At 40.6% G+C, this 12,354-nt stretch carries 12 protein-coding genes and 1 pseudogene; 10 read left to right on the forward strand and 3 right to left on the reverse strand.

The features are described from left to right. Nucleotides 1-1,651: 1,651 nt before the first annotated feature. The 8 genes from AB1K83_RS11445 (at nucleotide 1,652) to AB1K83_RS11480 (ending at nucleotide 8,700) form a co-directional block, all read left to right on the forward strand. A complete protein-coding gene (locus tag AB1K83_RS11445; RefSeq protein ID WP_413058326.1) occupies nucleotides 1,652-2,545 on the forward strand; it encodes an NERD domain-containing protein in 894 nt (297 codons plus the stop codon). A 333-nt stretch (nucleotides 2,546-2,878) separates the two neighbouring features. Continuing rightward, nucleotides 2,879-3,403, forward strand: coding sequence for a hypothetical protein (locus AB1K83_RS11450; RefSeq protein WP_413058327.1), 525 nt, complete (start codon nucleotides 2,879-2,881; stop codon nucleotides 3,401-3,403). Nucleotides 3,404-3,571: 168 nt separating this feature from the next. Then, a complete protein-coding gene (locus AB1K83_RS11455; RefSeq protein WP_413058328.1) occupies nucleotides 3,572-4,495 on the forward strand; it encodes a restriction endonuclease in 924 nt (307 codons plus the stop codon). A gap of 306 nt (nucleotides 4,496-4,801) precedes the next feature. After that, nucleotides 4,802-5,524, forward strand: coding sequence for a hypothetical protein (locus AB1K83_RS11460; RefSeq protein ID WP_413058329.1), 723 nt, complete (start codon nucleotides 4,802-4,804; stop codon nucleotides 5,522-5,524). A 64-nt stretch (nucleotides 5,525-5,588) separates the two neighbouring features. After that, a complete protein-coding gene (locus AB1K83_RS11465; protein ID WP_413058330.1) occupies nucleotides 5,589-5,843 on the forward strand; it encodes a hypothetical protein in 255 nt (84 codons plus the stop codon). A 61-nt stretch (nucleotides 5,844-5,904) separates the two neighbouring features. Next, nucleotides 5,905-7,284, forward strand: coding sequence for a M20/M25/M40 family metallo-hydrolase (locus AB1K83_RS11470; RefSeq protein ID WP_413058331.1), 1,380 nt, complete (start codon nucleotides 5,905-5,907; stop codon nucleotides 7,282-7,284). 955 nt (nucleotides 7,285-8,239) lie between these two features. After that, the gene (locus tag AB1K83_RS11475; protein ID WP_413058332.1) at nucleotides 8,240-8,509 is read left to right on the forward strand and encodes a hypothetical protein; all 270 of its coding nucleotides are present in this window, start codon (nucleotides 8,240-8,242) and stop codon (nucleotides 8,507-8,509) included. Between the two features lie 14 nt (nucleotides 8,510-8,523). Beyond that, entirely contained in the window at nucleotides 8,524-8,700 is a 177-nt protein-coding gene (locus AB1K83_RS11480; RefSeq protein WP_413058333.1) for a hypothetical protein, read from the forward strand. A 203-nt stretch (nucleotides 8,701-8,903) separates the two neighbouring features. Here AB1K83_RS11480 and AB1K83_RS11485 read toward each other — a convergent pair. Next, nucleotides 8,904-9,812: pseudogene (locus AB1K83_RS11485) on the reverse strand (catalase family peroxidase). 259 nt (nucleotides 9,813-10,071) lie between these two features. On the opposite strand from AB1K83_RS11485, the gene AB1K83_RS11490 reads away from it, so the two are divergent. Then, nucleotides 10,072-10,980: an Rpn family recombination-promoting nuclease/putative transposase gene (locus tag AB1K83_RS11490; protein WP_413058334.1), complete on the forward strand. Its 909-nt coding sequence runs from the start codon at nucleotides 10,072-10,074 to the stop codon at nucleotides 10,978-10,980. 192 nt (nucleotides 10,981-11,172) lie between these two features. Here the strand turns inward: AB1K83_RS11490 and AB1K83_RS11495 are convergent, their stop codons facing one another. Beyond that, a complete protein-coding gene (locus AB1K83_RS11495) occupies nucleotides 11,173-11,535 on the reverse strand; it encodes a staygreen family protein (protein WP_413058335.1) in 363 nt (120 codons plus the stop codon). Beyond that, nucleotides 11,513-11,632, reverse strand: a complete 120-nt coding sequence (locus tag AB1K83_RS11500) for a staygreen family protein (RefSeq protein ID WP_413058492.1) — start codon at nucleotides 11,630-11,632, stop codon at nucleotides 11,513-11,515. The genes AB1K83_RS11495 and AB1K83_RS11500 overlap by 23 nt, the downstream gene beginning before the upstream one ends. Nucleotides 11,633-11,918: 286 nt before the next feature. Here AB1K83_RS11500 and AB1K83_RS11505 point away from each other — a divergent pair, with 286 nt between their 5' ends. Next, nucleotides 11,919-12,290, forward strand: coding sequence for an SET domain-containing protein (locus AB1K83_RS11505; RefSeq protein WP_413058336.1), 372 nt, complete (start codon nucleotides 11,919-11,921; stop codon nucleotides 12,288-12,290). Nucleotides 12,291-12,354: the final 64 nt, after the last annotated feature.

A 12,354-nucleotide genomic window follows, 5' to 3' on the forward strand; every position in this document is an offset into this window, starting at 1 on the left:
ATCGGGAGACGTTATTTTAAGCGGAAAGTGTCCAAATTTAACGAGCAAAAAGTGTCCAAAACTACTTGACGGTTACAAAAAGATAAGGATGGAAGAGATTATAGTATTTCAGTTCATGGTAATAGGATAGTATCCTATTTAGTATTTGAGGACATAGATTCTTCGATATTAAAAAATCCTTCATTTGACCTTTCTAGATATATTAAAGAAACAAACATAGATGATCACGTGCAATGTAACTATGAATTATTAGTTCAAATTATTAATGACTTTTATGAAAATGCTGTACTTCCAACTTTATTTAAAAACCTTAAAAAGTGTCAACATATTGTTGAGGAAATAAACAAAATAAAAACAACGATCAGTGAATCGCTTGTTTAAAAAGAATATAAACTATCAGTGATGTTTTTAGGATCCCAATTACTCTTTATATATATTTTGCTTTGAAGTCAGTCATGATGACTTCATTACGTGGCTTATAACGACGATAGGCGGTTCATGGATTGATTCAGCCCAAGGCAGCAAGGAAAACTCTATTTCTATATAGTGTAAGGTGATAGCCTGTTCGCTTTATTTGCGGAGTAAGGAAAAATAAGGATATAAAGAATGTTAATTAGGTACTCAAACTAAAAAAAGAAACAAGTGTATTATTCTGTCTTTTGATAACAAAGTTATGAAAAGTGAAAGTAGTGATAGAGCATTGCCCCCGCAACGTGTTTTTTCTCAAACGTAGTCAAAAACGTAGTCAAACATTTGGAATAGCAGTCAAAAACCCTTATAATTAGCTGTATTATAGCGTTTATCCTCGTGGCGGGTTCGACTCCCGCCGTCTCCATAGTTTAATTTCATTTAGTTTCATTGAACGTCACAAATCTTGTCATTTCAAGGTTTGTGCGTTTTTCTGTGTCGTAAGCCCGTAATATAAAAAATGTACGCCCATAAAGGCGCACAGCACAAATAGCCCTGGCATTCGAGTTTTTACGAATGCAGGGCTATTCTCTTCCCAGGAAAGACGGATGGTCTTAGACCAAGGCAAATAATTGTATAGATGGCTTAGGCTAATACGCTGGGACCTGCGATACTCCGTTGAATGGCCGGCTGCGGCGCCTTGCCGCGTACAATTTGGGCAGGGAGAGATATATACATCATTCTTACAGTGTGTACATTCATATGCCTGTTTCGGGCGTATTGTATTTGAATTTCTCCGTCTTGGATCCATAAAGAAGCTTGGTCAGATTTTGCACTTGCTGGGTGAGTGATTCGATTTGTTTTGGTAAGTTGCAGGACCTATTCGTTGGAATGGACCATCTGGTCTTCTAATAGCCGGATAATCTTTTCGTTAGATGACTTATTTGTCATCTCGCTCACCGCTTTCCGTTCCGTTTTGTTTCTTCTATTATAATGGGTTCAAAGGACGGAGGAAAGATGAATATTAGAACGCGCCTTTCGGCGATGCTTGAATCGCCGAAAGGCTGTTGAATGGACAATCCTTTGAGCAGCCAGCGAAGCTTCTACTGAGTTAAGTTCTCAGTAGACTTTATTTGATTAAGGGTTTACTAAAAAAAGGAAGCTTTCCAAGTTTTATGGTATTATTGTAATATCTATAAAAGTAGTTATATTGGCGTTGTTGCCAATTGAATGGGGGGATTTCATGAATGCAGGTAACAATATGATCTCGGGATTTTATGAGGGTATTTGGATTGCAATCAAGATGTTCATTTCATCAAGTGTGTTTCCATTTGTCGTCCTATTTGTTATTTTGTCGATCATAGTGCAGTGGAAAATGCCCGTTTTTAAAGGGAAGTATGGGGAGTGGGTTGTAAGGTCAAAGCTCCGGAATTTAGGGGATGCGTACACGGTTTTCCATGATGTGTATATTCCCAATGGCAAGTGGGGACTGACGCAAGTGGACCATATTGTGACTTCAGTGCATGGCATGTTTGTCATCGAAACAAAGCATTACGGAGGATGGATTTTTGTCGATGAATACAAACCGTACTGGACACAAGTCTTCTATAAACGAAAAACAAAAATGCACAATCCAATCCGGCAAAACTATGGTCATATTCAAGCTTTCCTTACTTACATAGGACAAAAGGAAATGCAAGATGTCCATTCCATCATCGCCTTTTCACCTAACTCCACTTTTAAGTTCAAAAAGGAATTCACCTCCGCGCACGTTATCCAGTTTCCTGAATTGCTTTCAACAATCGGACAGTACAGGGAGCGACGTATTAGTGAGGATATTGTGAAAGAGATTAACGAGAAGCTTGCGGGATTGTTAGTAAAGGATAAAAGTGACAAGAAGCGTCTAAAGGCAGAGCATATGCAATCGGTACGAAAAGCGAAAGGTGCCAAGCGACCTGCTCCTGTACAAGCTGGCCATGCAAAAAATGAAGCTAGGCAGGTTGCCCCCTCATCTTGTCCTAAGTGTGATGGTCAACTGACCTTAAAGACAGGTCGGTACGGGAATTTTTATGGTTGTAGTAATTATCCAGAATGTCGGTATACGGGGAATGTGAATGTCGATCGGCAAAGTGTTTAAAATAATTACCAGGCAATCGAACAATTACGAATTGAATAGATGCCTGGTGTCTCAAACTCATATGATATTGAAAGGCAAAATTTTTACAAAGAGATTTGCAAGCTAATTTGGAATGTTGATTTGCTTAACAAGAAACACCTTCTAAACGTATCAGGGTGAGAATCACTTTTCTGTGATTGAATTGTCATAGAATATTACACGGAAAAATGCCATGGTCACAGTAAAAGAATTGCGTAGTGGATATGAGGATTGTTTTCTAGTTATTCCATAAACGTACGGGTGGTTTTATTTTCCTGTAAACGGGTATGTCGGTACTAGCAGGAGGGAGATACATTGAAAAAAGTGCTAATCGCGTTTATGACACTCGGACTACTGACAGCCTGCACCGATGTGGAAGAAGAGCCAGAAAAGGAATCTATACCAATTGAAACGCCAGTTGAATCTCCGACTCAAGATGAGGCACAGGAAGTTATAGAGGAAAAGCCCGATCTTAAAACGCAATCAGAAGCGAATGCAATAGAGCATCCCCCGAAACCAGGCGCGATGTTATACGATAAAACTGAATCAAAGTTTAAGGGTATGAATTATCATTTTAAAGGCACGCTGGTTAAAATTGAGAAGCTAGAAGGGTTATTCGGCAAAGTGACAGATGCTTTATTGGTCAAAAACGAACAAGGATATGTAATGCCGATTTTCCCTCCTTACGAAGTTACTACATCTGAAGGTGACGAAATAGAAGCATGGGGTCCTCTATCAGGTGATGGGTATGCCTCATCTGACCTCGGGGTAGATAATGTGGTAGGAGTTGCCGGTGCAATGAATGCGTCATTGATGAGTGTGAACGGTGAAATGCAATAAGTATAGAAGGGGCATCCGAAAAGTCGGATGTCTTTTTAAATTTCTTGAGAAAGGATGAACGTCTTAAAGAAGCCGGCTAAACCTGTTATTCTTACTAATAATAATTACCAAGCATGTGGTAATATATTGTAAAAGCGCGTTGCTAAAAAGTGGCGGATTACTTATGAGGTGATTACTTTGGCAATTCCAGGTTACCAGGATTTCATGTACCCCTTCCTAGCCCAATTGGATGACGGTGAGGAATGTACTTTGCAGGAGATGTATCAAACGCTTGGAGATTATTTCAATCTAACGGAAAGTGATCGGGAAGAGCTGTTGCCAAGCGGCAATCAAAGGGTTTTTCACAATCGAATTGGCTGGGCAAGAACGTACTTAAAGAAGGCGGGTTTAATTGATAATGTGCGCCGAGGGATCTTTAAAATAACGGAAGAAGGAAAGAGTGTGTTGTCTGATCCGTCTATTTCAAGAATAGACAACAGTTTTTTAATGAGGTACAAGAGGTTTCGTATTTTCAAAGGTGTTGGAATAAAAGACAACCCACATACTGTAATAATTGAGGATAGTACGAACATGGAGAAAACACCCCGTGAACTACTGGATGAGAATTATAAATTGTTAAAAGAGGAAACGACGAGTGAATTATTGACTAAGATTTTAGAAAACAATCCGTCGTTTTTCGAGAAGCTAGTGGTGGATCTTCTGGTTGCCATGGGGTATGGAGGCTCGGTATCTGATGCAGGCCGTGCAATAGGAAGATCAGGAGATGAAGGCATTGATGGTATCATTAAGGAAGATGTCCTTGGACTCGACATGATTTATATTCAAGCTAAGCGTTGGAGAAATACGGTTAGTCGTCCGGAAATACAAAAATTTGTCGGTAGTTTAGAAGGGCAACGGGCCAAAAAAGGAATTTTCATCACTACATCCGACTTCTCTGATGGCGCACATGATTATGCTGGAAAAATTGACAAGAAAATTATATTAATCGATGGTCGCAGATTGACGGACTTAATGTTTAAATATGATGTCGGTGTTTCTAAGGAAGAGATTTTTGTTACGAAGAAGATAGATTTAGATTACTTTGAGGTTTAGTGTCTTGCAATGAAATAGAAATAACATGAGGTACCAGTTTCATTTTTCTCTTTACTGCCACTGGAAAGGGTAATTTAATGAGATAAAAAGTTAATATGAGATGACCTTTCTGTTTGAAGTATGATTGAGGAAAAACGGAGTGCTGCGGCTACACCGAATCGGGAAGCACTTCATTAGGATTTCCGAGAAGTAATATCGGTAGGAAAACCAACTTGAAACCTCTGGCTGAAAAGAAGGAACGGAAGCCTAAAGTGTAGATAGTAGTTTATCATTTTTCTTTATCCCTAAAAGTAAGGAGATCTATTCATGAAGTCATTAAAAACCCTCTCCATCGACGAGCTCCTTGACCGTCTTGATGAGCTGAACGAAGCCCGGATTGGCGGGGAAGATTATCACCTTTATCAAATTATCGCGATTGAAGAGATGCTCATTAGAAAGTTTAGCAAAGAAGAAGATGGCCAATATGGTGTGGAAAAAACTAAAAAAGATCTTATTGTCCATCTTGTAAAATACGGAACCTATTTAAAAACGGAGTATAAAAAGGATGATAATTCAGCCAAGCTAACATTAAAAAAAGCATTGCAATACGATAAGGAAATCCCCCAGGCACATTACAGACTTGGATTCCTTGCATATAAAGAAGAGAACTATGCTACTTCCCTTCAGTACTTTCAGAAGGCACTTCGGTTTCATAACGGAAATCCGAGACATGCTTTCGGCCTTTTCAAGCAGCAACAATACAATGCCAATCTGTATTTAAGTAATTGCGCGCTTTATATTGCAGCAGATGCGCAGAAGGTGAGCGAGGAACTGGCGGAGGATATCGATGTGGAAGAGAAGCGAATCGATAGCTTGGCACTTTCTCCTTTATATGATTTGATTGCCGAAAATGATATGTGTTTGATGAAACACGCATACACCCTGCTTACTCCTTTGGGTACTCGCACTTGTTCTAGGGAGGATTACGAACAACTGGACAAGGAGTATCTAGATCATATTCTTCTTAACTTGGCGGGGGGCGAAGCCTAGTATTGGCTATAGAGGACAAAGTGTATATATACCTATCGGACTTGCAGAGGTTCTGCTCATCTTAATGAAAGACGCCAGTATGGATAGCCCGGCAGAGAAGGATAAGATGGAAAGTGTTTTGCAAAGTAAGGCCGGTGAGTTAGATACGAATACGTACAGTCAAACAATCCGGCGCATCCGTGAAAAGTTGAAGGCAATTGGATTACCTGGTGAGGTGATTGTCACGGTGCCGAAGACGGAAAAGCGTGATACGGCATACTACTATGATGCTTCCCTTATACCTTTTATAGTGATTCAGAGAACCGATGATATCCGATGACAAGGGTGTCATCGGCTTTTTTATATACTACAGTTACCAAATCAAAAGGAGCTGTTGAGATATGAAAAAGATGAAGACCTGGAATCAATTGTTTGTGCGGCATGGATGGGTAATGGAGAGGATAGAGGGGAACGTATTTGATTGTAAAAACGAAACAAAAGCGAACCTGGCCTTTCTGTTGGATTGTTTGAACGAGGCGGGTGTGCAGTATCGGTTTACTGGTTCCACACTTGAATTTCTGGAGAATACCTTTGATGAAAACCTGCTTATTCCTGTGCTCGAATGTGAAGAGCGAGGCGTTACGGGAAGAGTAGGACGCTATGAGGATAAGGAACAACTTGTTCTTCGGGATCTTGATACGTATATCAGTGGGGTTGTTCGACAACTGGAGCGGCTCGGCTTTCCGACTGTTTACTCTTGTGATGGGCATGAGCGTCGCCGTCCGTTTATTGCCATTTTGAAAGATGGGGATATCAATCAGTTGGAGGAATTGCTACTGGTATTAGGCGTAGCGTCTCGAGTAAATCGTGATAGAAGGCAACATGATACTGTTTACTTGCAGACGAATCGCACCTTCCTTTTAGATTTGGCAGAGTCGTTAAGCTTAGTCGAACCGGACTGGTTGACGGAAGGCCCGGATTTTATTAAAGAGGAATTGTTCTACATCATGCTGGAAGAACTACTAAATGTACCGGGAGCAAGCGGCAATGAAGAGGCCATACGCGCCGTCGTTAAAGAAAAATTAGCCCCCTTTGTGGATCGGATGACTACAGACCGTCATGGGAACTTGCTTGCCGAAAAAGTGTATCGCACTGGAAATGGACCGGTAATTATGTTGAATGCACATTTGGATATCGTTACGGAATTGGTGCCGGGGCGGCAAATTGTGAAAGAGGATGGGGTTTGGCGCAGCGATAAAGGAATTCTTGGCGCGGATGACCGAGCGGGTGTTGCCATCACCCTCCAAATTGCTAAGAACCTGGCTAAGTCTTCATTTAACGGGAAAGTGAAGTTTGTATTTACTGTAAAAGAAGAATGCGGTTTAGTAGGTGCTTCACTAGTGGATGAGTATTTCTTGTGGGACGTGGATGCTGCATTTGTGGTGGATCGTCGCGGGACGGGTGATATCGTTACATCATGTGGTGGCTATATCCCATTTTGCAACGAGGCATTCGGCCATTGCATTGAAGAAATTGCAGAGAGAACAGCGACCGGAAAATGGGCGTGTACAGCTGGCGGCAGCAGCGACACCAGAATCTGGGCAGCTCATGGAATCCAGAGTGTTAATTTGTCAGTGGGTTATTGGAACGAGCATACGGAAGATGAATCGCTTGATGTTGGTGCGTGTTATCAGACTGTCTCTTTACTTGAAGGGGTTTTTGAACACTCGAGGGATATTCGTACGATTGCAAGGCGGACTGGATTGCAGGATGTGATGTGAGGTATCGATTCATAGCAATTCATCAAAGGAATAGAAATAGAGAGACCTTCACATCAGTCTAAAAACTGATGTGAAGATCATTTGTTAAATTACTACAAGATCTACATTGCAACATTAATATTTGAAAATGACGAATTAATGTATCTAAGAAAGCTAATTATTTTATTTGGGAGAGTTAATAAATTAGATATAACGGTTTGTTAATTTAAGTACGGGATCAAAATAAGCATGATAAAAAGAGGGAACAGATGTACAGGTGACGTGATTCCTTTCTATCTCACGCAAAGGCAAGTATGTATGACTTGAGTTGCGTGGTTCTAAAATTCATACCAAGAACCTTAAATATGTAGGTCAGCGCTATACTGTATAAAACCAGCGATTGATGTAAAAGTCTCGTTGTAAATGAAGGGAATTATTGGGGGTTCTTGAATCGAATGAGGAGAAACAATCCAATTAAATTGTTTCAAACCGGTAGTGACTCTACGGCAGCAGTGAATGGGTTCAAAAATCGCTCTCAATATAACCAAATTGCAAATTATGTATATACGGAACAGGTTGTTAATTTAGCCATAAAAAATTAAGCACCTAAAGAGTATTTGGAAAGGTTCAGGAGCAATGTCTGACAGAAGGTCTCAAGATTGGTGAGATTAAAGATGCCGAAGAATTAAAGGGGAATTTGGAAGAAAATTGTATTCCGGAATCAATTTTTACAATGACTGCAGTGGATTATGCTGATTTCCTTGAAGAGTGTCGTAAAATGATGGCTCAAAAGATTAAAAGATTTTACCAGAGTCTATAATTCCCAATAACCCCCAGGCACCTAAACAATTCCGAATTGAATAGGCGCCTGGTATTTCAAACATATGGCAAGAGCAAATGGGGCAATATAGAAATCGATGTAGGAGGAAGTTATGAATAAGTCAGTGTCAGTCGTTTTTAAGCCAAAGCCTGAATCGTGGGGGCTCGAGGTGATCCATATTTATGGGATGAATTAGAGCAGGCTTTTGCAACTATTTCATTATCTTGCTCCAAGGCGTATTTTATCGACCAATTTGAAAAGTTCTTTCAAGAGCTTACAAATCATACTTTTAAGGATAATAAAGAATGTGAAATTTTTGTGGAAAAATACGCCCGTGGCGGTATGTCAAGTGGTAGTATCAGCATGGAATTTTGGCAAAGGGAAGCTCTACCACTATTACTCAATCGTTTAGAAAAAGCTAAATGAAAAGGAGTGGTGTTTTGAAAATGACACCCGATGAACTTGAGAAATGGATTAAAGGCGTACCTGTTGAACGTGATGAAGAAGATGAAATAAGTGATTTATATGGTTTGGACAAAGATGATTGTCTTGCACGTACTTACCCTGGGGTTTCCGATGAGGAAGAAGTAACTGCTCGCATGCCTTACAGATCATAAGAGCAACATTATCTTTAATTCATATATAAGGTGATTCAAAGTTGGTCGGTGTAACTGTAAGGTGGAATTGGTTCTTATGCACTTTTGGAGCGTAGTTATGCGAAACCAAGCGAGCCTTCTAATAGGATATTAAAGATGACCATCCCAAATTGGGGCTGTCCATAGCGGGCAGTCCCTATTTGTAGATACTGCCGGGGAGAAGATTATAACCTTGCTTTCCGTCGCCGGGCAGATTCTGCATAGACGGCAGATCGGTATTGAAGGACTGGATCATCTGTCAGTTCGATGCCCGGGACAAGGACTGTCGGATCGAAGACAATTTCCTCTGCGCCATCATTTCGGATTTTTTGGAGGGTGAGTATGCCTGCTTCGATGAGTTTCCGTTCTTCAGGCCACATCGCACTCGGATCATTTACCGGATCGTCGGCTTCCGCTATTTGAAAAAGCAACTTGAATTTTACAGGCATCCTCTCGAGACGATCGGAAAGTTCATCCTCCAAATTATTTATATCGCCATGGCCTTTTACTTGTGACGCATCTATAGGCTCCCAGCGAAAACGCACAGCTTGTCGTTCACCCGCTTCATTCACTAAATAATATGCGTGTATGGTGTGGTACGTCTCCGTCGCGAAGGTGGAAGGCGGCTTCATTTGTTAGGGCAGTTCCGGAATCGAGGAGTATTCCGGGGAATCGCACAAGATTTTGAATTTCTCGGAAAGTGGCAAAGGCTCCTTTGTCATTGTTTGCATGAGTCGAACGAAAGCTTCCGGTGTTTTGGTAATAAAAACGGGGATATTGGCCATCGTCAAATGAGTGAATGATCCATCAGGCAATTGAAAGCGGACTGCCATTCCTTTAATCGGTACGAGCGCCTCGATCGGGTCAGGCGAGGGCCAGCTATGGGAAAAGCGGACAATCGTCGGAATCGGACTGTTCTGCAAATGGCCGGCAGTCGTAAAAGGAGTTGCTGCTCCATTTGGTTGAAACACCGCATCACAGGCGATTCCTTTCGTATGCGCTCGTCTGCAGCCCGGATGCTTCCCGGCAATCTGTTCAATCGTATCAATGGCTTCCTTCGGGAGTATCGGCTTTTGTTGTTTCGTCACATTCATCTCTCCTCACTTCTACCATTACCATACCCATCCACTAGGAACAAAACACCGCCCCTAAATAAACTCTCTCTTGTTGTTATAAAAGAAGAAAGAAGAAGATGGAAGTTTATGTATTGAACGTATGTTCGATTATTGGTATAATTAATCCAATAATAAAATAATTATTGGGGGTGTTATGTAAGTGGCTATGGTATGGGTTATGGAAGAAACAATGCACTATGACGGAAAAGCGGTCGATCAGGATGGTTTGTGGAAAAAGGTGATCGAAGAACTGTTCGGAGACTTTTTGTTATTCTTTGCACCAGAATTGTACGGACACATTGATTTTGGTAAAAAGCCGGATTTCTTAGATAAAGAATTGTTTCAGGAAGTTATGGATAAGAAAAAAGGCAGGCGTTTTGCAGATCAATTGGCCAAAGTGCGTTTGAAAAACGGAACAGAGCAATGGATTTTGATTCATGTGGAAATCCAAAGTAGAAAAGAGCAAGAATTTCCAGAAAGAATGTTTCGCTATTTTTACCGCATCTATGACCGTTACCAAGAAAAAATCGTTGCGATTGCTGTCCATACGTCCCCAAGTAACAATGCTGTACCTGAACATTTCACATACAATTATTTTGATACGCAGCTGCACTATTCGTACAGAAACTATCGAACAGAATCATATGCAGATGATGAACTGGAACAATCGGATAACCTTTTTAGTAAAGTTATTTTAGCTTCAAAAGTACTGCATCAAACGAAAGATGAAAATCATCAACGTTATTTGTTCAAAAGAAAGCTAATGCGTGAACTCTTCCGCAATCCAAACTATTCACGTACAGCGGTTCAAGCTGTTTTTCATTTTATCGACTACTTGTTACAATTGCCAGAAGCATATACAAAACAATTATCGGAAGAATTTCGACCGATAATTAGAGAGGAGACGGAACTGATGGAACTATATAATAGAGAAAATGCTTCCCCTACGATTAAAAACGCATTTGATTTGGAGTTGGAGAGGGGAATTGAACAAGGAATAGAACGGGGAATTGAGCAAGGTTTGGAGCAAGGCGTGAAAAAAGTGGTCCTTGAGATGTTGAAGAAAGGACTTGCGACAGACCTCATTATGGAAGTTACACATTTAGAAGAAAGTGAAATTGAGAAGTTACGTGAAATGCTGCAGTAATAGAACGGCTAGGCCAAACCACCAACAACAGATCCCCTGTTGAAATCTGGTATAGACCAAACAATTTTTCTCAAAACAACTGAATTGACGATGTTCAGCTCCCGGTAGTCGAATGTAGTAACTTGTTGTAGTCGAGAAAAGGTTGCCATGGCCTACTCAATCAAAGTCGATTCGAGTGGGGCATGGCAACGGTCAATTTTGATGGCGGGGAAGATCAGGAGATTGGATAGATTGGTTCAAATATTGACGAGGTGTACCATAAAAAGCAACGTGTCGATATTGCGGATAACTGGATAAGTAATAGATATAGATCGGTGCATCAACAAGGAAAGGATAGTGTATGTAAAATGGACGGTCACCATAGACAATTCCATTAAGTGCAGTCGCCATCTCTTTTTTGAAGATGGTAAAACGTGTTTCTGCAACTTTTCGGCTGAACTCCCCACCATCTACATACGCTGTTCCGATTAAATTTAAACAACCATGTACATCTATTTTCCATTCTGCTAATACTTCATCACGCATTATGGGGTTAATGGATTGATAGTTGTACACATATCCAATATCTAAAAAATAATTCCGCTGTGCGATCTGAATGCGTGAGTGTATATTTTCTTCCTTCAACGGGCTGAGCGAAAGTGGCCGGTGGCATAAGTTTTACGGATAATTTCTGTGGATCAAAAACCGACAAATAATCCCCCCTATATGTAAGATGAATCTTCTTCTATTAGACCGCCTGACGTTCGCCGCAACGAGCAGTCCTTTTCATTTTATTCCTTACCCACAAATCTATTCTTGTTATCTGTATTTTATTGTTATTCATTACCATCGAAGCTATTTCCTCGATTCTTCAGCTAGCCAGGATCGTGAAAAGAGCTCCACGTCCAATTTTATGGTACAGTTAGAAAGTAAATTTAAAAAGTGAGTAGGCGAACTATATGATAGAAATAAGAACATCTTCCATAAGTGATGGGGAATTCAATAGAGGAGTATTCGCAACATGTGATATCAAAAAAGGGCAGATTTTACATGAGGCGCCTGTTATTTCGTATCCGAACGAGCAGCATCATCACATTGAGGAAACATTACTCGCGGATTACGCTTTCGAATATGGCATCAATCATACGGCAATCCTTCTGGGATACGGTATGTTGTTTAACCATTCGTATGAACCGAATGCGACGTATGAGATTAATTTTGGAAATCACACGTTTGACTTCTATGCTTTCACCGATATTAAAGCGGGGGATGAGATCCTCATTAATTATAATGGGGACGTGGATGACAAGGAAAAACTGTGGTTTAATTAACACAGCTGCAATTGATCGATCAGTTAAAGGGGTTATGCAATTTGAAAATTGCATAACCCTTTTT

Source organism: Sporosarcina sp. 179-K 3D1 HS (assembly GCF_047228905.1).
In the GTDB taxonomy this organism is placed as follows: Bacteria; Bacillota; Bacilli; order Bacillales_A; family Planococcaceae; genus Sporosarcina.

What these genes read in the sequence shown, in the direction of transcription:
- AB1K83_RS11445 (WP_413058326.1), top strand. Translation starts at nt 1,652, where the DNA reads ATGAATGCAGGTAACAATATGATCTCGGGATTTTATGAGGGTATTTGG.
- AB1K83_RS11470 (WP_413058331.1), top strand. Translation starts at nt 5,905, where the DNA reads ATGAAAAAGATGAAGACCTGGAATCAATTGTTTGTGCGGCATGGATGG.
- AB1K83_RS11465 (WP_413058330.1), top strand. Translation starts at nt 5,589, where the DNA reads ATGAAAGACGCCAGTATGGATAGCCCGGCAGAGAAGGATAAGATGGAA.
- AB1K83_RS11460 (WP_413058329.1), top strand. Translation starts at nt 4,802, where the DNA reads ATGAAGTCATTAAAAACCCTCTCCATCGACGAGCTCCTTGACCGTCTT.
- AB1K83_RS11505 (WP_413058336.1), top strand. Translation starts at nt 11,919, where the DNA reads ATGATAGAAATAAGAACATCTTCCATAAGTGATGGGGAATTCAATAGA.
- AB1K83_RS11500 (WP_413058492.1), bottom strand. Translation starts at nt 11,632, where the DNA reads ATGCCACCGGCCACTTTCGCTCAGCCCGTTGAAGGAAGAAAATATACA.